At 35.3% G+C, this 21,595-nt stretch carries 18 protein-coding genes; 7 read left to right on the forward strand and 11 right to left on the reverse strand.

The features are described from left to right. Positions 1-3: 3 nt before the first annotated feature. Both J3U16_RS07255 and J3U16_RS07260 read right to left on the reverse strand, forming a co-directional pair. Positions 4-687, reverse strand: coding sequence for an ABC transporter permease (locus tag J3U16_RS07255; RefSeq protein WP_267342769.1), 684 nt, complete (start codon positions 685-687; stop codon positions 4-6). A 5-nt stretch (positions 688-692) separates the two neighbouring features. Then, complete coding sequence (locus tag J3U16_RS07260; RefSeq protein ID WP_065561733.1) at positions 693-1,481, reverse strand: lysine/arginine/ornithine ABC transporter substrate-binding protein; 789 nt, start codon at positions 1,479-1,481, stop codon at positions 693-695. A 336-nt stretch (positions 1,482-1,817) separates the two neighbouring features. On the opposite strand from J3U16_RS07260, the gene yccS reads away from it, so the two are divergent. Further along, positions 1,818-3,908, forward strand: coding sequence for a YccS family putative transporter (yccS, locus tag J3U16_RS07265; protein WP_218060024.1), 2,091 nt, complete (start codon positions 1,818-1,820; stop codon positions 3,906-3,908). 26 nt (positions 3,909-3,934) lie between these two features. On the opposite strand, the gene J3U16_RS07270 is transcribed toward yccS, so the two are convergent. The 4 genes from J3U16_RS07270 to yejK are packed head-to-tail and all read right to left on the reverse strand — an operon-like array spanning position 3,935 to position 7,393. Continuing rightward, positions 3,935-4,492, reverse strand: a complete 558-nt coding sequence (locus J3U16_RS07270; RefSeq protein ID WP_267342770.1) for a hypothetical protein — start codon at positions 4,490-4,492, stop codon at positions 3,935-3,937. Positions 4,493-4,538: 46 nt separating this feature from the next. Beyond that, on the reverse strand, positions 4,539-5,546 hold the full coding sequence (locus J3U16_RS07275) for a hypothetical protein (protein WP_267342771.1): 1,008 nt from the start codon (positions 5,544-5,546) through the stop codon (positions 4,539-4,541). Then, positions 5,543-6,385, reverse strand: a complete 843-nt coding sequence (gene nfo, locus J3U16_RS07280; RefSeq protein WP_065561737.1) for a deoxyribonuclease IV — start codon at positions 6,383-6,385, stop codon at positions 5,543-5,545. The genes J3U16_RS07275 and nfo overlap by 4 nt, the downstream gene beginning before the upstream one ends. A 9-nt stretch (positions 6,386-6,394) precedes the next feature. Beyond that, positions 6,395-7,393 carry a nucleoid-associated protein YejK gene (gene yejK / locus J3U16_RS07285; protein WP_065561738.1) on the reverse strand — a complete coding sequence of 333 codons (999 nt, stop codon included), beginning with the start codon at positions 7,391-7,393 and terminating at the stop codon, positions 6,395-6,397. Between the two features lie 178 nt (positions 7,394-7,571). Between yejK and J3U16_RS07290 the strand changes: the two genes are divergently transcribed. Continuing rightward, entirely contained in the window at positions 7,572-8,960 is a 1,389-nt protein-coding gene (locus J3U16_RS07290) for an MATE family efflux transporter (RefSeq protein WP_267338398.1), read from the forward strand. A gap of 55 nt (positions 8,961-9,015) precedes the next feature. Here the strand turns inward: J3U16_RS07290 and J3U16_RS07295 are convergent, their stop codons facing one another. Continuing rightward, on the reverse strand, positions 9,016-9,909 hold the full coding sequence (locus J3U16_RS07295) for a hypothetical protein (RefSeq protein ID WP_267342773.1): 894 nt from the start codon (positions 9,907-9,909) through the stop codon (positions 9,016-9,018). Positions 9,910-10,301: 392 nt separating this feature from the next. Beyond that, on the reverse strand, positions 10,302-11,168 hold the full coding sequence (locus tag J3U16_RS07300) for a YicC/YloC family endoribonuclease (RefSeq protein WP_267342775.1): 867 nt from the start codon (positions 11,166-11,168) through the stop codon (positions 10,302-10,304). Positions 11,169-11,318: 150 nt separating this feature from the next. Here J3U16_RS07300 and rph point away from each other — a divergent pair, with 150 nt between their 5' ends. The 3 genes from rph (at position 11,319) to J3U16_RS07315 (ending at position 13,955) form a co-directional block, all read left to right on the forward strand. Further along, positions 11,319-12,035 carry a ribonuclease PH gene (gene rph, locus J3U16_RS07305; protein ID WP_065561744.1) on the forward strand — a complete coding sequence of 239 codons (717 nt, stop codon included), beginning with the start codon at positions 11,319-11,321 and terminating at the stop codon, positions 12,033-12,035. A 13-nt stretch (positions 12,036-12,048) separates the two neighbouring features. Further along, positions 12,049-12,696, forward strand: coding sequence for an orotate phosphoribosyltransferase (gene pyrE / locus J3U16_RS07310; RefSeq protein ID WP_065561745.1), 648 nt, complete (start codon positions 12,049-12,051; stop codon positions 12,694-12,696). A 146-nt stretch (positions 12,697-12,842) separates the two neighbouring features. Beyond that, positions 12,843-13,955, forward strand: coding sequence for an SIMPL domain-containing protein (locus tag J3U16_RS07315; RefSeq protein ID WP_267337016.1), 1,113 nt, complete (start codon positions 12,843-12,845; stop codon positions 13,953-13,955). Positions 13,956-14,024: 69 nt separating this feature from the next. Here the strand turns inward: J3U16_RS07315 and J3U16_RS07320 are convergent, their stop codons facing one another. Further along, positions 14,025-14,765, reverse strand: a complete 741-nt coding sequence (locus J3U16_RS07320) for a GntR family transcriptional regulator (RefSeq protein ID WP_267342776.1) — start codon at positions 14,763-14,765, stop codon at positions 14,025-14,027. A gap of 137 nt (positions 14,766-14,902) precedes the next feature. Here J3U16_RS07320 and J3U16_RS07325 point away from each other — a divergent pair, with 137 nt between their 5' ends. Next, positions 14,903-16,774 (forward strand): beta-glucoside-specific PTS transporter subunit IIABC, encoded by a 1,872-nt coding sequence (locus tag J3U16_RS07325; RefSeq protein ID WP_267337017.1) that lies wholly within the window; start codon positions 14,903-14,905, stop codon positions 16,772-16,774. Positions 16,775-16,787: 13 nt separating this feature from the next. Next, positions 16,788-18,224: a 6-phospho-beta-glucosidase gene (locus J3U16_RS07330; RefSeq protein WP_065734534.1), complete on the forward strand. Its 1,437-nt coding sequence runs from the start codon at positions 16,788-16,790 to the stop codon at positions 18,222-18,224. Between the two features lie 81 nt (positions 18,225-18,305). Here the strand turns inward: J3U16_RS07330 and dinB are convergent, their stop codons facing one another. Further along, positions 18,306-19,361 carry a DNA polymerase IV gene (gene dinB, locus J3U16_RS07335; RefSeq protein WP_267342777.1) on the reverse strand — a complete coding sequence of 352 codons (1,056 nt, stop codon included), beginning with the start codon at positions 19,359-19,361 and terminating at the stop codon, positions 18,306-18,308. Positions 19,362-19,434: 73 nt separating this feature from the next. Next, a complete protein-coding gene (cptA, locus tag J3U16_RS07340; RefSeq protein ID WP_267342778.1) occupies positions 19,435-21,129 on the reverse strand; it encodes a phosphoethanolamine transferase CptA in 1,695 nt (564 codons plus the stop codon). Between the last annotated feature and the right edge of the window lie 466 nt (positions 21,130-21,595).

The following is a 21,595-nucleotide window of genomic DNA, read 5'->3' on the forward strand; positions in this document are numbered from 1 at the left end:
CGATTATAATTTTGCTTTAGTGACACCGGCGGAATAATGTTTCTCAAGCCACCATAAAACAACATTAGATATAGAAGTAAAAAATAGATAAAACGCTCCGGCTAGTAAGGCAAAAAATAGCGGTTGATAGGTTGCCTCGCCAGCGGTTTTGGTTGCTTTTACTAGATCGAACAATCCTAATAATGATACAAGTGCCGTGGCTTTTAAAATGACTAACCAATTATTAGCAACTCCGGGAAGAGCATAACGCATCATCAATGGGAATCGCACATAGATAAAAACTTGACGCTTGTTTAAGCCTAATGCAGTAGCAGCATCAATTAATGTTTTGGGAACCGATTGAAAAGCACCGCGGAAGGTTTCGGTAAAATAAGCACCATAGATAAATCCTAAGGTGATAATACCTGCCACAAAAGGATTGATTTCGATCATATCTACTTCAAAAAAATCAGTAATGCTATTTAACAAAAATTGCAAACCGAAAAAGATCAGCATCATCAAAACTAAATCAGGCACACCGCGAATTAATGAGGTATAAGCCTGACAAAGTAGTTGCAAAATAGGCTTTTGAGATAATTTGCCAAGAGCACAAACTACCCCCATCATTATGGCAAGAATTAGCGAACAAATCGCTAATTCAATTGTAACTAGCGCACCTTGTAATATTAATGAACTATAGCCTTGCATATAATTTATTTTTTATTGCCATAAACGCTAAAATCAAAATACTTATCATTGATTTTCTTATAGGTGCCATCATTTAAAATTTCAACAAGTGCCTGATTAAACGCTTCACGAAGCTCATCATCCTTTTTACGGAATCCTAGCCCAACACCAACATCAAAATAGCCTTTATCACTAAGCACATCACCAGCGAACGCAAAGTCTTTACCTTGAGGCTGTTTTAAAAAGGCGTAGCTACCAGTAACCTCATCTTGCAATGCCGCATCTAAACGCCCCGCTGCTAAATCCGAAAATACTTGTAACTGATTTTGATATGGCACAATCACTACACCATTTGGGCGCCACTTATCATTAGCAAAATGCTCTTGAGAAGTCCCCTGCTCAACGCCAACCCGCTTACCTTTTAATGACTCAATGGTTGGTAACAAATCAGAGCCTTTTTTTGCGATTAAGCGAGAATTAGTAATAAAAATTTCGTCGGAAAAAGCTATCTGTTTTTTACGTTTTTCCGTCATCATCAATGAAGAGGATATCATGTCGATTTTGCGTGACAATAAAGAGGGAATTAACGCATCAAAATCAGTAGTTTGAAACTCACATTTGATCTTGGCTTTTTCACAAAGTGCTTTGGTGATTTCGATATTAAAGCCACTGATTTCACCATTTTTATCAATAAAATCAAACGGCGCGTAGGATGTATCCGACCCAATTTTAATCGATTCAGGCACTTTGGCTTGAATTGTCCAAGCACAACTTAACAACATCGCTACCGAGGCAATTTTAAATAGACGCTTCATGATTTAATCCTGTAAAATTTTTTGAACGCATAATATAGCGTGTTATCAAATGAATTAATAATAAAAAAAAATTATCAACATGCGGGTGAAAATTGAGTAAAAGTTATAATTAACATTGTTAAAAGGCGAATTTTTAGGCCTCAAAAACCCCGTTCCTCAACTTTTTTTGGTTTAAAAAGTATACCATTCAATACTTTTAAGTCTGATTTGATATTAATAAATTTACTTTCGCTAATTATATAGTATGCTTTGCATTATGATGTTAACTCATTTCAAACACTAAATAACGTGCATTCTTTTATCTTATCTTTGCGTAAAGTTTTTTATAGCAGTAATTTGCTATTTAGTATTCGTATGCTGGTTAGTTTGACTGGCTCTACGCTCGTGCCTTGGTATTTTGGTTCAGTTTCGTTGGTGATTCCACTCACTTTAGGCGTGGTTGCCGCAGGCCTGACAGAGATTGATACCCGGTTGCTCAGTCGCTGTATTAATATTTTACTTACGTTAGTTTGTTTTGCGATTGCAACGTTTTCGGTCGAGTTGTTGTTTAATTTTCCTTTGTTATTTATTGTTGGATTAGTTAGCTCGACGTTTATGTTTATTATGCTTGGTACGCTTGGACAACGATATGGCGTGATTGCTTTTGGTTCGTTATTGATTGCTGCGTATACCATGCTGGGCCACAATCTGTTTGATGATAACTATACTCTGCCTTGCTTTCTACTATTGGGTGCACTTTGGTATAACATTGTTTCATTAATTGAATCTATAGTACAACCGATTCGTACAACTCAACAGACATTAGCAAATTGCTTCTTGAAATTATCACTTTATCTTGATGCCAAAGCAGCGATGTTTGATCCTGATGAAACTGATGGCTTTAGACGACAAACGCTTGAATTAACAGAATGCAACACTCAAGTGATTAATGCGTTTAATGATACCAAGCGTTCGCTATTTAATCGTTTAAAAGGCTTTCGTGGGCAATCTTATATTAGAAAGATGCTTAGTTATTATTTTGTTGCCCAAGATATTCACGAACGAGCAAGCTCCTCTCATGGTGATTATCAAGCACTCAGTGAACACTTTAAGCATAGCGATCTGTTATTTCGTTTTGCAAGAATTTTGAATTTACAAGCTAAAGCTTGTGCCAAATTGGCGGTATCGATTAAATTAAATCAAACTTATCACCATGATCCGCTGTTTGCTCGTTATTTTGCTTATTTAGAAGAGGCAATCGTCCAATATCAACAGCATCCTAATGCCAATATGTTATTTATTAAATCGTTGCAAAATCTCTATCAAAATTTGCAAGCCATCGATTTATTATTGGCCAATATTGATACCGAGCAACACTTATCTAAGATACAAGAAGATAATCAGTTGATTGATGAGGAACTAACTCGCTTTCATGATATATTTTCACGAATTAAGCAAAATTTAACTTTGAAATCATCATTATTTCGTCATGCTATTCGTATGAGTCTAGTGCTTTTTGTGGGTTATATGGTGATTTTCTTCTCTCATCTTTCACATGGCTATTGGATTATTTTAACCAGTTTATTTGTTTGCCAACCTAACTATTCCACCACTAAATACCGCTTAAAATTGCGAGTAATCGGGACAATTTTAGGGATCATCATCGGGATTCCGTTAACCTATTTATTTCCAAGTATTGAAGCACAATTAGTGTTGATTATTTTGACCGGCTGGTTATTTTTTCTATTTAAGAATTCGCAATATGCCTATGCGACTGCTTTCATTACTTTATTAGTATTTTTTAGTTTTAGCTTGATCGGTGAAAGTAGTATTTCGGTGGCAATATCACGTATTATAGCAACGTTAATTGGATGCTTTATTGCATGGTTTGCGGTCAGTTTTATCTGGCCTGATTGGAAGTTTAGAAACTTACCTAAATTACTTGATCGGGTCTGCCATGATGATAGTCACTATTTGGCGCTAATTGGTAGTCAATACGTATCAGGTAAAACTAATGATCCTAAATACCGTGTTGCACGGCGAGCTGCACATGATAGTAACGCCGATTTATCTTCACTTATCAGCTTAATGACCAAAGAGCCTCATGTAAAACCCGATCTGATTGAGCAAGGTTTCCGATTATTAACACTTAATCATACATTTATCAGTTACTTATCAACCTTAGGGGCGCATCGTGATAAAAACATCTCGCCCCACACGCTTGAACTATTTGATGATGTTTCGCTTTATATTATTACCATTTTGAGCAATAAGAAGATCGACTCTGAATATCTTCCTTTGAAAAAAATGGTGGATGATCATCTTGAGATTGTGTCCGATGATGATAAAGATAATGATTTGCTGGTCATGCAACAGTTAGCTTTGATTTTGGATATTCTTCCTGAAATCATCGATTTAATTACCTCAATTGAAGAAAAAACTAATTGACCAGCATGCTTATTAATTTAACTTCGTTATTGAATAAATGGGTTTTGTTCACCAATGTAGACTAAGGGTTGTTTGAAGTTGTTAACTTTATCTGCATCAATTTCAAAACCATATAAATAATCTGATTCGAAATATGGACCTTGGTTTTGATTCGGTTTAATCACTGCTGATATTTTGAGATCTTTAATATCAAATGATACTGATTGCTTAGTGGCTTTGTCATAAATAAATATTGACGAATTTGGTAAACCTATTTTGCCAAGAAAAATGTCGTGGTATCTGCCGTCAATTGAATAATAGGGTTTTGAATATTGTGCATTGACAGGATCTGAGTGAGTTCGTTCTTCATCTGGTATCAAAAAGAAAGCCTCAATTGATTTATCGCCATGAGCAAGTAAATCATCTGTCACAGAAACAAATGCAAATCGCTTTTTATCTTTTATATAATCAATAAACGTTAGTTGATGAAGATTTACTTTTTCAGTTGATGGTGAATGATTCACTGTTTTTGGATGCACTGATGTTTGAGAATAAGCACCAAAGCTTAATAAAGAAATAATAGATACAATTAGTATTTTTTTCATTGTTTACCTACTCCTTAAGTACATATCCACAAAATTAATCTGAATTTTATCTATGATCTTCCTGTCGATAATCAGATTTTATATCTAAACGTTTAAATGTATATAATGGATCAATATAATAAATATATGAATATGGAAATATCATTGATTCAAATCCAAATGCCACTAAAGGTTGATTTTTAAACAATTTGCCAGTCCATTTGTCTTTATTCATTTCATTAAAATCTTTGTCAGTTAGACTTCCAATCCTTGAACTTTCAGTATGGGAATATTCAAAATAAGTAAAAATGTTTTTTTCATTATCAGCTATTACCAATTTCCTATGATAGGTCCCAGTAAAGTTGTCATGCTTAATTATTTCATCTTGAAGATAGTAATTTAATTCATTTAATTGAGCTAAATAGCTTTGAGTAATACTATTTTGAACAGAAGTATCGTTATTTTTCGAGACGTTTGGAAAATCTTGATTGTCAATTTTTTGCCAGTCTATTCGCGTTAGTTGTTGCATAGCAAACGGACTTTCCTTACCGATATAAACAAATGTATTTTTAGGGTTTAAGTTGGGTAATTGCTTAAGGTTCAGTTTAAAACCAAATTGATAACTCTTCTCATCATGATGTGGTGCTTTACCGATACTATAAATATTTATGATTGCAAAAGCTTCTAATTTGCGAATAGGGTAAGTAAATAGTCGATTATGTTCGTAATCATAAAGATAGAAATTATCGTCTTCAGATATTCCAGCTTCTTTCAAAAAACGTTGTCGATAGATTTTTGTTAATTTATAGCTATCTTTCTTATAATTACCTATTTCATCTGGAATTAAGTGTGGAACGATTCGAGCATTTCCATTTTCATCATATGAGTTAAAATTAATTTTTTCTGATACTGAAGTAAAATAAAAAATGGGGTTATCTTTTTTCTCAACAATAAAAATATCTAAGTCTTTTATAGTGTTATCTGAATGATTTTGTATTTCCTCGTTAGCATTTACAAAACAACTCAGTAATAATAATATTAATAACTTTATTTTTATTATTTTCATTATTTTCATTTTTCCTGCTCTTTTAACCACGCTATTTCTTGTTTCCAAAGATCCGGATCGACAGTTTCGAGGATGAGAGGAATTTCATCGATTCGCGAGTCTTGCATGATAAATTTAAATGCCGTTTCGCCGATGGTTCCTTTGCCTAGGCTATCATGACGATCAACATGGCTTGCCAATTCACTTTTAGCATCGTTTAAGTGCATACCTCGTAAGTATTTAAAGCCAACAATTTTTTCAAATTCGTCAAAGGTCTCTTTACAGGCTTTTTCAGTACGTAAGTCATAACCGGCAGCAAACGCATGACAGGTATCAATACAGACACCAACACGACTTTTATCTTCTATTTTATCGATGATTTGAGCAAGATGTTCAAATTTATAACCAAGATTAGACCCTTGCCCTGCGGTGTTTTCTATCACTGCAACAACATTTTTAGTTTTATCTAAAGTGATATTTATCGACTCGGAAATACGCGCCAAACACTCATCCACCGAAATTTTTTGTAGGTGACTACCAGGATGAAAGTTGAGTAAAGTTAACCCTAGCTGTTCACAGCGTTGCATTTCGTCTAAAAAAGCAGTTCGGGATTTATCGAGTTGCTCACTATCAGGGCTACCTAAATTGATAAGGTAACTATCATGCGGTAGGATTTGTTTACTAGTAAATCCATATCGTTCACAGCGTTTTTTGAAACTATCAATCACTGCTGATTCAAGCGGTTTTGCATGCCACTGGCGTTGATTTTTAGTAAATAAAGCAAAAGCCGTTGCACCAATTTGATAAGCATTAATTGGAGCATTATCGACACCACCAGAAGCACTCACATGAGCACCAATATATTTCATAATTTTTTCCTAGTTTGAGCCACTGTTTCGTTGAAGTTGGTCACGTAAATTAGGTGGAACACCTTTAATCACAAGTGAGTCAGTTTGCGGGTCCCATTTGATTCGTTCGCCTAATAGATCAGAATCAAAGCTTAAGGTTAATCCACCACCGCTACCAGAGAATTTTTTAAGTTGGCGTAGTGCACTACGATCAACGGGGAAAGTGTCCTCTAGATCATATTCATTATTTTTGACAAATTCCATAAAATTATTCTCGTCAGTCGTTGGCAATTCGTTAGCAAGATTTTTCAGTTCAATCTCTTCACCTGCTTGTAATTGCGCTTGGCAATAATTATAAACATTTTCACGGGCATTATTCTTGTTGTCAAATTGCATTTCTTGGCAATAGTCATCAACCGCTTTAACAAGTGTTTTATTTTGCGCTTTAGCATCTAATCCTTCACTCGCACCTAAATAATCCATAAAGAAGTCAGAAACCTTACGCCCTACTCGTCCTTTTAGGAAAGTTAGATAACGTTTTGAGTCAGGAGCCGTTTCCCATTCGGTTATATCTATACGAGCAATGATGTCGGCATGGTCAATATCTAAATACTGGGTTTCTGATATATTGAGTTGTTCGTTGACTAACATACTTAAACAGCTATTTAATACAGCAATAATAAGATACTCAACAGCTAGATATCGATAATGGCAAAAAATAACGGTGCCACCTTCAGCAAATGGATATTTGGCCAGTTCATTACGTAATTGTTTGGTAGATTCTTGACTAAAATTAAGGAAGTCTTGATTACCTAAACGTAATTCTTTAAGCGACTGTTCAAAAAGGCTTTCACTATTAAATAGTCCATAAGCTTTACTTTTGTTGTTATAAACGCGGTTTATATCTTCAATCAAGTTGGTTACCGCTTGTTCATTGTTCAGTAATGAGTCACGAAGTTGTAATTCGATTTCCGTATCGCTTTTTCTTATTAATTTATGTAAAACAACGTTTTCTATTTGTACACTCATGAAAATTCCTATTACGCTAGACGATTTGATAATCGACTATTTTATCAAAGCACTAAAAAAGTGCTATCATCAATTTTTATCTCTGTTAAACTAGTTATGATTATTCAAGTCAATTTTATACTTTTACGTATATTCTAAAATTCTTAGCAACTTTAACTTTTTTTCAATGTGAATAAAAATGACAAACTCACGCGATATTTATGATGATTTTAAACATAAAAAAATTAGCCTAATATTTTGGCAATATGCGCTACCATCAATTATTGGGACAACAGTAAATACGCTTTACAATATTATTGATGGAATTTTTATTGGTCATTGGATCGGTCGCGAAGCGTTAAGTGGCGCTGGTATTATTTTGCCTGTGATGAATCTTGCTGCCGGCATTGGTATGTTGGTTGGTATTGGTTCGGCAAGCCGTATTTCGATATTTTTGGGTCGAGGCGAGATTGATAAAGCCGAAAGAGTAGCAGGCACATCGTTTATGTTAACTGCCGTGCTAAGCGGTATTACTTTAGCATTATTACTTTATTTTATTGATCCGGTTTTACACTTTATCGGTTCAAGCCCCACTAATCATATTTATGCACGGGAATTTTTAGAGGTATTTTTACCGGGTAGTATTTTTATCACACTAACATTTAATTACAACAACATGATGCGCGCCAGTGGTTATCCTTTCAAAGCCATGGTAACGATGTTTATCAGTGTGATTGCTAATATTATTCTCGCACCAATTTTCATTATTGCTTTAGGTTGGGGAATGCGTGGCGCAGCGTTTGCAACTACGTTATCGATGTTTATTAGCTTTTTGTTTGTAATGCAACACTTTATCAGCAAAAACAGCAATATTAAATTATATCGTCGCAACTTCAAGCTCGATTTTACTTATGTTAAATCTATTTTATCGATTGGTATGTCACCGTTTGCTATGCAGGTGGCTGCGTCGGTTGTTGTGGTATTTATCAACTGGCAGTTAACCCATTATGCACCAATATCACATGTTTCAAGTGATGATGCAATTGCCGGCTATTCTAACGCTAACCGATTAATTACACTGATTATTATGATTGTTATTGGCGTAAACCAAGGTATGCAACCGATTATTGGTTATAACTACGGTTCCAAAAATTATGCTCGGGTTAAGGAAACGTTTATTTATGCGGTTAAAATTGCCACCGTCATTACTAGCGTTGGTTTTATATTAGGTTGTTTTATTCCTGATGTGCTGGTTAGAGCATTTAGTTCTGATGTTGATTTAATAGAAATATCTGCAATTGCACTACGTTATACCACATTTTCTTTTGCGTTTGTTGGGTTCCAAATGGTAACTACCAGTTTCTTCCAATGTATTGGTATGGCAAAAATTTCTATTTTGTTGAGCCTTTCAAGACAAATTTTAATCTTGTTACCAACACTTTATATTCTTCCATTATTCTTTGATTTAGATGGTGTATGGGCAGCATCACCAACTGCTGATTTGTTATCGACGGGGATCGCTTATGCTGCGTTATATTGGTACTTTAAATCAATTAAAAATCGACACTATCCTAAAAATCACCCTTAAAAAAAGGGACATCAGTCCCTTTTATCTTTCTTATTCATTTATCTTTTTTACCGATTTATATTTCTTTTTCAAATAATGCATCGGTTTTGTTATCGATATAGGCATCTTGGACTATAAATCCATCACTAACACCTTTTAATTCATACTCTTTTTTGTCTTTTTTCAATAATTTCTTCTCTATGGTAAGAATGCTTTTCTGACGACATTTTGGGCATTGGCAATATTGATATTCTAATACATCGATATTTCCTGCTGATTGATCGACTTGGTTAACTATTCCTTTTGTATCAGTATAAAAAGTTGTTTGCGATAATACATCGGCATAACTACCAGTTAAATTGGCAGAAAGTTTAGTTTCTAGGCTTTCATTACTTAATGAAAAGAATTGATATTTTTTGTACCATGCTTGGCAAGCTTCACAATAATAATCGTCAATATGAAATGAAACGATTAATGGATAGAAGAAAACAAGTAATTCAATTAAATAAACAACACCCAACATTAAACCAGAAATGTGACTTGTATTCGATTTTCTGGTGATGGATATTTCACGGTATGGAAGAATTTCATCAAACATGATGTCAACGACAGTGAATGGTGAAAAAAACAGTTCAATATAATCTGTAAAATCACCCGAAAAAAGGCCTACTTCAAATCCACATACACTTGAGTAGTAAGCAAATAAACAGATAAAGAATGCCATAAAAAAATTAACCATGGTATTTCTTACTTTTGCTGCTTTTGCAAGAAATGAAGCAAGATAGGCTAACGTCAATCCCATTACAACGACTAAACCAATATCAATTATGACAAACGGAGAATAATAAGAGATGATTGAATAGATAATGCCCAAAGCAATTGCGACAAAAATACCTATTAAAGTAAAGATAATGGTTAAAAGCGGATTAAATTTTTGTGACAACTGATAATGACTAACTGTAGAGCTCATTGTTTTATTCCTTATTATTCCTTAAAAATTATAATACTAATAAAAAAACTTCTAGCTATGTTTAAATGATAATTGTCAATTTTTGTTATTTTTTCCAATAACTAGGACTGAGTTATTAATTTGACTGGTGCATTTTAAACTTGCTCTATGAAAAGTAAAGTTTATTAGGCTAGATAAAAGTAAAGATTTTTATTTTTTAATTAAAAATAATCTTTGAAAAAGCAATTCATAATATCTTGATATAAAAAAGGGGCATTGCGCCCCTATTGTTAATTTAATCTACATTGATTGTTTTTTAGAGTAAATAATAAATCAGTCTGTTAATCGATATAAACATTTAAGACTATATTGAGTGAAGGACTTTGCCGATGACAAAATACTTGCTCATTAAATTACTCGATATTTTGTACTTGCTCTCGAATCTGCTCAATCAATACTTTAAGTTCAATCGCACTTGCAGTTACATCCGCATTAATTGATTTTGAAGCGATGGTATTTGATTCACGATTAAATTCTTGCATCATAAAATCAAGTCGGCGCCCTACTGCTTCGTTTTTCTTTAGAATTGCATAAGTTTCTTTAACATGAGTCATTAATCGATCTAACTCTTCAGCCACATCAATTTTTTGTGCAACCATCACAATTTCTTGTTCAAGACGTGAGCTATCTAGTTCAATATTGGCTTCGTCTAGTTTGCTTTTTAAACGCTCTTTCTGCCAATCTAAGATTTGTGGCATCCAATCTCGAATTTTATTAACTTCGACAGTTATTGCGTCTAAGCGTTGAGTAATTAATTCGCTTAGGGCTTTACCTTCACGTTCACGAACAGTGATAAATTCATCGATTGTCTTTTCAAGTAAAGCTAAAATTTCTTGCGAAATTGCATCTAAATTTTGTTCTTTACTCGACATCACTCCCGGCCAACGTAACACATCAAGCGGATTGATTGGACCGGTTTGGTATTCACGTTTAATCCAATCACCTGCATTTAATATCTGTTTAGCCAGCTCAATATTTAATGATAACTCTTGGTTCTGAGTAGCGGGATCAAGTTCGAAGCGTAAGTTACATTCAATCTTTCCGCGAGTTAATCGAGCACGAAGACGCTCACGAACGATCGGCTCAAGTGAGCGAAACTGTTCTGGTAATCGAATATAGGTTTCTAAGTAGCGTTGATTGACCGAACGCAACTCCCAAGACGCATTACCCCATGATTGGTTCAACTCTTTTCTCGCATACGCGGTCATACTAGAAATCATAATAGGTTCCTAAATTTATAAAAACTTAGTGTGCATTGTATCACAAATTCTGTATAATGTGCCCTTAGCTTAGGCTAAACATCGACGCTTTCTTGTTGATGTCCCCCTAAAAAATTAATTCGAAGATAAAATAAACTGCTGGAGAATTGCATGCGCCCGTCTGGTCGATCTGCGGAACAAGTCCGCCCAATCAAAATAACCCGTCATTACACTAAGCATGCAGAAGGTTCTGTATTAGTCGAATTTGGTGAAACCAAAGTACTTTGTAATGCAACAATTGATGAATCTGTACCCCGCTTTTTAAAAGGTCAAAATCAAGGTTGGATCACTGCTGAATATGGCATGTTACCTCGCGCAACAAATTCAAGAACACAACGAGAAGCTGCAAAAGGCAAACAAACTGGCCGAACAATGGAAATCCAACGCCTAATTGCCCGTTCACTGCGCGCGATGGTTGACCTTGAATTATTAGGTGAGTACACCATTACCTTAGATTGTGACGTTATTCAAGCCGATGGTGGCACAAGAACTGCATCGATTACCGGAGCTTGTGTTGCACTCGTTGATGCAATAAACACATTAATTTCTAATGGCAAAATCAAAGAAAATCCAATTAAATCTTTAGTGGCTGCCGTATCGGTAGGCATTGTAAACGGTGAAGCCTTATGCGACTTAGAATACATTGAAGATTCTAATGCTGAAACCGATATGAATGTCGTTATGACAGATGATGGTCGTATCATAGAGGTTCAAGGCACTGCCGAGGGTGAACCATTTAGTCATGAAGAATTATTAACCCTATTAGAACTAGCAAAAAATGGCATAAAAACTATTACAGAAGCACAAAAACAAGCTTTAAAAGATTAATTGGAGAGGATCGATGAAATCATATAAAAGTGAATTTATAGAATTTGCTTTAGATAGGCAAGCATTAAAATTTGGCGAGTTTACTTTAAAATCAGGTCGAAAAAGCCCTTACTTTTTTAATGCAGGACTATTTAATACCGGTAAAGATTTAGCGTTATTAGGTCGTTTTTATGCCGCTGCATTGATCGATGCAGATTTACAATATGATGTTATCTTTGGTCCAGCCTACAAAGGCATTCCAATCGTTTCATCAACAGTGGTTGCCCTATCTGAACACCACAATGTTGATGTTCCTTACTGCTTTAACCGAAAGGAAGCGAAAGACCATGGCGAAGGTGGTAATCTAGTAGGTAGTTCAATATATCAACAACGCGTTATGTTAGTTGATGATGTAATTACCGCTGGTACAGCAATTCGTGAATCAATGCGAATTTTGGAAGACAATCAATCTAAACTTGCTGGCGTATTGATTTGCTTAGATCGTCAAGAAAAAGGCCGAGGTGATTTATCTGCTATTCAAGAAATCAAACAGACTTATCATTGTGATGTAATTTCAATTATTACTTTAGATGATTTGATCCAATACCTCTACCAAGATCCATCACGAAAAGACCAAGTCACCCAAGTCGAAGCCTATCGTGCTGAATATGGAATAAAATAATAAAGCGTCGTAAGACGCTTTTTTATATTCATAAAGTTTTACAATTTTTTTACAACTTTCCAATTAGATTAATTATAATCATCTTATCTTTCTACATTGAACCTACTTTACTAGCCCATTTCACTAGACTGAATAAAGGAAATAAAATGAAAAAAACCTTATTATTAATCCTATTAATGAATATGAGTACCATCTTTCCATCTCACGCCCAAAATAATGCGTTAAACGTTAGCAATAATTATTTAGAACTACAGCAATTAAAATATGGAAAGAACCTTATCCCTGTTGGAGAAATCACCTCCAAAATTACTGATAACATTATATTAAAACCCGATACAGTTGAATTTTATGTAACCTTAGAAACAGAGGGTGAGACATCAACGGAAGCTTCTAATCTTAATGTCGAAACAATGAAGAAGTTAAAAACTTATTTAAATACACTTAATATTACCGACGATAATTTAGTTACCACCGACTACAAAAACAGTGTTAGAACTGTTACGAAACCAGATAGTAAAAACAATACCACTTATGCAGCTATTCTTAATGTTGTATTAACGATTGATAATAATGATAGCTTCATCAATCTTAATAAAATACTTGATAAATATGGTATAAACAACATTTATCAGATTGACGATAAAAATTTGACTAACTACTATGAATTCTCCATTGCTACAACCAGTAATAGAGAAAGTAGAGCAAAGGATGATCTGTACAAAGACTTTAACAATATCGCTAACGAATTAAAAAAGATAGGCTTAACGAACGTATCAATTAAAAAATATATGGTACGCGAAATGGAGGCTAAAGAAATTGAAGAAAAACACTATTTCGTCAATAACACACTAAAAATAAAAATAAATAAATTAGATCTTATTGGTAAAATTATTGCTAAAGCGCAAGAATTAAAGATGCAAGTCAACAATAACATCTCTTATAGTGTTTCGCCTGAAGCAATTCAAGCTGCGCTAAACGAGCATGAAACCCTTTTACTAAACAAATTGAGCGCTAAAGTTGAACGATTATTGGATAAACAGTATGTACTAGGCGCACCAATTACACTATCACTCGACTCAAGAGATTTTGATACATCATATTCATCATTTAACAACGCCAAAAGTCAAAATCGTTATCTAGGTATGGATAGAAGTGTTGATGATGCTATGGATGTAGATATCAATACCCCACCAGAATATGAAGTCACATTAACTTTATCAGGTACATTCGAAACACTTAAAAAAGTTGAACAAAAGTAGTAGCTGTTAAATTGATAAAATTTCATTTAGTTAGTAATTTATTTTATTAACTAAATGAAATACCTTCGACTATTTTGAATGACTTTGTACATAGAATTTTGCATTGTCGTAATGATAAATAATTCTTGAAAAATCGAAAGGTTCGCCTGCTGTAGTATAAAAAATCTCTTCAACACATAATGCGGGATCGCCAGGTTTTAATCCTAAATAAGGGGCGATCTCCTCATCTAATTTTATCGCTTTGAAATATTTATCAGAAAAACCAATATTGATTTTACAAATCTCTTTAACGTAACTAAAAATTGAGTTTTCGGCAATTTCTCGGTTAAGGTAAGAGATGATCTTTTTACGATAATAAGATTGCTCAAAACCATAAACCTTCCCTTCAACCAAACGTAATCGTTTTATGTAATAGACTTCTTCACCGTCTTCACACTGTAAGTTCTCTTTCACTTTGGCATTAGGCTGAATAACGTCAACATTAAATACTTGTGAAGCGCCGGGTAAATCATTTAGGTCAACACTAAAACCGTGACTCTCTAAAAAATTCAGATAACCCCTTTTTTTGGGTTGCCTAACAAAAATACCACTGCCTTGAATTTGATAGATCACACCGTGCCTTTCAAGGCGGTTAAGTGCTTTGATAATGGTGGTACGACTAACTTGATATTGTTGAATTAACCCTTCGATATTAGGCAATTGTGTATCTTTAGGCAGATTTTGTTGATAAATCGACTGTTGAATTTTCTTTGCCACATCTTGGTATTTTAACATTAGTCGTTCTTTGATATTGGTATAAATGACTGACATTCTATACTTATCCTTAATTAAATAAATCAAAATTGCTAGAAAACGCGATCTAGATCACAAACAATAAAATTGGTCATTAACAATTTTCAATTTAAGGATAAGATATGCTCTCTTACCTGTTAAAAGGAGCTTAATTGATGTCATCTAAAATTAGAGATTATAATAAATTAGCAGTTGATATATTAAATGAGTTAGGCGGCGAAAATAATATTGTTTCTGTCGCGCGTTGTGCAACTCGTTTGCGTGTCGTTACTCAAACCACCCCAGCAGAAGCGAAAGAGAAAATCGCCAGTTTGCCGGGTGTTATCACCGTGGTTGAAAAAGGTGGACAAATTCAAGTTGTTATCGGCACAAATGTAGACAAAGTCTATAATGCATTTACGCAATTAATGAGTGGAAACAATAAAGTTGATGTAAATAGCAAAAGTAGTATGTTAAATCGTGTTATCGCCACAATGTCAGCTGTTTTTGCTCCCTTCGTTTATGTTTTAGCGGGAGCAGGTATATTACAAGGGATCTTAATTTTAATTAAGCTTGCCTATCCAGAATTTGAACAAACTGGCACTTGCCAAGTATTTAGCTTTATCTCTTGGGCGCCATTTACTTTTTTACCTATCTTTATTGCCATTACTGCTTCGCAACATTTCCGTTGCAACATCTATATTGCAGTAGCATGTTGTGCAGCGCTACTATCACCAACATGGGCAGAAATTGCAACATCAATAAAAAATGGGGGAACATTTGACTTATTTGGTTTACCGTTATCTGAAACCACCTATATGTCAACCGTATTACCACCACTATTTTTAGTATGGTTACTCTCTTATTTAGAACGCTTCTTAGAACCTCGCTTACACAGCATTATTAAACCATTAGTCATGCCATTAATCTGCTTAGTGATTATGGTTCCATTAACCTTATTAGTAATTGGACCTATTACAGCTGGTGCAGCGCACTACCTTGCAAGCGGATACAACTGGATTGTTAACCTTGCGCCATGGGTCGCGGGTGCGATTATCGGGGCATTTTGGCAAGTTCTGGTTATATTTGGTGTGCATTGGGGTATTACACCAGTTATTATCGAAAACATTAACCAATATGGTAAAGACTCTTTCCAAGCCTACCAAACTATCGCGGTAATTGGTCAAGTCGGTGCAGCATTAGGATTCTATATCAAAACTCGCTCAAAAGAGATGAAAGGTGTATCAATCTCAGCCTTTATTACGGGTCTATTTGGTATCACAGAGCCAGCTATTTATGGGGTTAACTTACGCTTTAAAACACCATTTATTTATGGCTGTATATGTGCTGCAATTGGTGGGATGGTCGCTGGTATCTTTACGCCTTACTACTACACCTATGCAGCATTACCTGGACCACTAACTATTGTTAATGCAATTAATCCAGAACATTATGGATCAATCATCGGCGTAGCACTGGGTTCAGCAATAGCACTATTGGGGCCAGTGATTTTGATGCAAATTTTTGGTACGAATGAAAAAGCACAAAGTGATGAAAAAATTGAAAACGACACTCCAAAAGTCGTTCTTGATAAAGTGAATATCACTAGCCCAATGATCGGTAAAGCATTACCACTAAGCGAAGTGCCAGATCCCGCTTTTGCACAAAAATTAATGGGTGAAGGTATTGCTATCGAACCAACAGATAACCATGTTTATGCACCATTTGATGGCGTAGTTAGTGCGGTATTTGAAAGTTCAAAACATGCTATCGGCTTAGTCCTAGATAACGGCGTAGAATTATTAATTCACGTTGGAATAGATACCGTTAATTTAACTAATAACGAATTTAGTTATCACATCAGTATGGGTCAACAAGTTAAAAAAGGTGATTTGCTAATCAGCTTTGATCCACAAGCGGTCAAACAAGCGGGTTATCCATTAATTACACCAATTATTATTGTTAATACAGATCAATACCAATTGATCACATTAACTGAAAATAAAGACGTGAATCTTGACGATATCATATTCGAAATTAAGCAATAACAAGGAATCAAAAATGACTAAAAAACCATTTTTATGGGGCGGTGCATTAGCCGCTCACCAATTCGAAGGCGGCTGGAATGAAGGGGGCAAAGGACCAAGCGTGGTTGATGTCATGACCGCTGGCGCACATGGTGTTGCAAGACAAATCACTCAAGATATCGAAGCAGGCAAATTTTACCCAAATCATACAGCAATTGATTTCTATCATCATTATAAAGAAGACATCAAATTATTTGCTGAACTTGGACTAAAATGCCTTCGTACCTCCATTGCTTGGACTCGAATTTTCCCTAAAGGCGATGAGCTAGAGCCAAATGAAGCAGGCCTACAATTTTACGATGACGTATTTGATGAACTCATTGCGAATGGAATTGAACCGGTTATTACCCTTTCACATTTTGAAATCCCATTACACATTGCTCGCCAATATGGTGGTTTTCGTAATCGTAAAACCGTAGAGTTTTTTGAACGTTTTGCTATAAGTTGTTTTGAACGTTATAAAAACAAAGTTAAATATTGGATGACTTTTAACGAAATCAACAACCAAATGGACACCAGTAACCCAATCTTCTTCTGGACCAACTCAGGTGTACAAGTTAAACCAGGTGAAAATCCACAAGAAGTGCTTTACCAAGTTGCGCATTACGAATTATTAGCCAGTGCTAAAGCGGTTATTGCTGGTAAAAAAATCAACCCTAACTTTGAAATTGGTTGTATGATTTCTCACGTGCCAATTTACCCATACTCATGTAACCCTGAAGACATGATGGCATCAGAAATTGCTATGCATCAACGCTTCTTCTTCCCTGATGTACATGTTCGTGGATATTATCCATCATACGCATTAAAAGAGTTTGAACGCGAAGGCTACAAACTTGATATTACAGAAGAAGACTTAGCTTGTTTAAAACAAGGTACGGTTGATTACATCGGCTTTAGTTACTACATGTCAACGGTCGTAAAAGCGGATGTTAAAAACGACAACCGTGACAACATCGTCAATGGTGCATTACCAAATGCAGTTGAAAATCCATACATTAAAAGCAGTGACTGGGGTTGGCCGATCGACCCAGAAGGATTACGTTACACACTTAATCGCTTATACGATCGTTATCAACTACCACTATTTATTGTTGAAAATGGTTTTGGGGCGATTGATGAACTTGAGCACGACAACCAAATTCACGATAAACCACGAATCGAATACCTCGGCGCGCATATTAAAGCGATGCAAAAAGCGATGGATTACGACGGTGTTGATGTGATTGGTTATACCGCTTGGGGAATTATCGACGTCGTTTCATTCACCACTGGCGAAATGAAAAAACGTTATGGCGTAATTTATGTTGATCGTGACAACGAAGGTAACGGAAGCATGAAACGCTATAAAAAAGAGTCATTCGAATGGTATAAAAATGTGATTAAGACCAATGGTCAAAACTTAAAATAATCATTTAATAATATAAAGGATCTGATTTGCGAATTAAAATCAGATCCTTTAACCCATCTCATCTAATCAACACATCATCAATCAAAACTTAAAAATAAGTTGCTTTTCAACTTGTGGATCAATCAACGTCACATGAAAACCAATTAACCTAACACCCCGATCATTGCGCCTTTCTAGCCAAACTTTATGAGCTTGTTCAATCAAATCAGCTTTATCCAACTTAGACCAAACATGCTCTTGAGTTGTAAGCTGAAAATCATCAAACTTAAATTTCACACCTTGGCGAGCAATAGAGAGATCCGAGCGAACTTTGCTTAAACGCTTCTCCAACTCCTCAAATAGCGGATCAAATTGCGCTAAACACTCATCCCAACTGTGAATATCATCAACCAACGTGCGCTCTACCCCAACTGACTTGCGTTGCCTATCATTACAGACTTCGCGTTCATCAATCCCTTGGCAACGTTCATATAAAATACGTCCAAACTTACCAAACTGATTAAGTAACTTAGTCAAATCATAATTAACCACATCTTTACAGGTATAAAGCCCCAACTCTGCTAGCTTCTTCTCGGTCACTTTACCCACACCGGGGATCTTCTTCAGTGGAAGTTGCTCAATAAATCCTTCAACCTGATCGGGTGTAATCACATATTGCCCATTTGGCTTATTCATATCAGAGGCGATTTTAGCTAAAAACTTAAGTGGAGCCACACCTGCTGACGCGGTTAACTCTAGCTCCTTATAGATTGCTTGTCGAATATCTTGGGCGATTAACGTAGCAGAACCATGACAAAGCTTACAATCCGTCACATCCAAATAAGCCTCATCAAGCGAAAGCGTCTCAATGGCTTGAGTATAACGCTTAAATATTTGATGGATTTGATTGGAAACATCTTTATAAACGGCATGACGACCAGGAATGACCTTAATATTAGGACACAGCTTAATTGCCTGTGCCATTGACATCGCACTATGCACACCATACTGACGAGCAATATAATTCGCAGTTGCCACCACACCACGCTTACGCGGATCGCCACCTACGGCGATCGGCACATTGCGATAACGTGGATTGTCTCGCATTTCGACAGCAGCATAAAAACAATCCATATCGACATGAATAATTTTTCGCATATTGAGGGTATTAGTATATAGAAAATAACTGTATAAATATACAATACCATACCTTTACTTTATCTGTAAATCCCTATTTAGCCAGCTGTTCGAAATCGGTTAACCCCTCTTTACCATGAGGATCACCAATCCATCGAGTTGGCTGTGCAAATTTTTCATTCACAATACTTTTTTCGGGTTGATAATCATCGAAGCTTAACCCAGCCAAATCAGACCAAGTATGAATCAAATCCTGAGTACTAAATTTTCGATTCACATAAGACTCAAAATGATTATTAGGATGACTCACAAGCCACTTTGGCGATTGCCAAAGCATAAAAGGAACCGTATACATAGCCCTAGTTGGCGCCTTCTCATTACGCCCTAAAACATCATGTGGAGCCGTTTGATAAACTTCCTCACCATGATCGGAAAAATACAAAATAAAACCATTTGGATCACTATTCTTAAATAGCTTAAACAGCTCAGTGGTAACAAAATCATTAAACGCGACCGCATTATCATAACTGTTATAAACTTTTAACTTATCGTTATCCAAATCAAAATTTACGCCAGTCTTATCTTTAAAACGCTGATACTCCTCACCTTCCGGATAGCGCAGCTCATATTTCATATGCGTACCGAGCAGATGAATAACAATAAATTTCTTTTCAGCAGGATCATTTAGCACATTCTTAAACGGCTCAAAAACCGACGAATCATATTGTCTGGAACTCTGGTTACGATCATTATTCATATAAAACTGCTCATCAGCTTGCTTAGAGAACATCGTCAACATCGTATTGCGCTTGGTCATCGTTTGTTGATTGGTAATCCAAAAAGTCTTATAGCCGGCCTGTTTCATCAAATGAATTAATGATGGCTTAGAAAGATATAAATCAGGATGTTGCTCATCGGCCAAAGTTAACGCTTGTTGCAAAATCTCGATCGTATAAGGTCTTGATGAAACAACATCATTAAAAGCAAGAAAATCAGGATTATCTTTTTTAAATTGCTCGATTAACGGCGTCGTATCACGGTCATAACCATAAATGCCCATACGGCTACGAGTCGTTGACTCACCAATCACCAGCACTAACGTTCTTGGAGTATTTCCATTGGCATCGGTTAAATTTTCGAATTTAGGCAAGGTTTCGAGATGATTTAATATTTTTTCCATATTAGAAAGCTGAGAACGATAAGCAATATAACTACTAAGCAATTGCCATGGAACCGTCGTTTCCATCCGACTTAACAGATGCTGGGTAGCGCGCTCAAACGAAGTCTTCTTAATCGCCACACTAATAAACAAAGGCATCAACGCATAAACCACAATGATTATCGACACTAACCATTTAGTCATATTTTTTACATAAACCGGTTTAACCTTAAACCACAAAAACACCCCAACCAAAATATAAATCAACAGCACGGCGACGAGTTTAATACTAAGGTACTGGGAAATAAATTCATGTGACTCATTATAATTCGACTCCGCCATCACAAAAAAAACACTCTGCGAAAACTCCTGTCGATAAATAGTAAAATAACCAATCGAAATTAGTGACAACCCACCGACGATAATGCCATAAACGGTAGCAAATTTTTTGGTAATATTAGGAAAAAAGAGAATAGGCACCAGCCAAATCATACTATAAATTATCGAGTCACGAAGCCCAATAAAATTAGCATGTCCTGACAATGCAATATAAAGTTGTAATGCACAAGAAAAGTAACAGAAATACAAAATAGCATAAACCAACGAGCGCCAACTAAAATTTCTATCCAAATTTTGCTCCAATAATTACAAATAAAAGTGCAACTAAACTAACAAAAACAGATTAACAAAACCTTAAGATGGAACTAATAAAGATTATTTATTGATTGATTATGATGAAAGGGATTCAAAAACCCCGTTCCTCAACTTTTTTTGATGTAAAAAACGGCTACTAAAAAAAGCCACAGTTTAAGGCAGAATTATTTATTTAGACAACATTGCAGAATTTTAAACCCTAAAAACCCCACTCCTCAACTTTTTTTCGATAAAAAACTTAAAAAAACCACCCTAGTTGGGGCGGATGATTTATTTTCAACATCACTCTGCTATTAATGCAATTCACTAAAATAATTCTTCAACGTCTGTATAAACGCACTATCTACCATAGCAGGATATTTATTTGCCTGCCATGATTGTAAAAATAATAGATGCTGAACCGTTAACGGTTTGTTCATATCGCGAAATTCGTTTAACTGTT

Origin of the sequence: Gilliamella sp. B3023 (assembly GCF_026536845.1) — a bacterium.
Classification (GTDB): domain Bacteria; phylum Pseudomonadota; class Gammaproteobacteria; order Enterobacterales; family Orbaceae; genus Gilliamella; species Gilliamella apicola_E.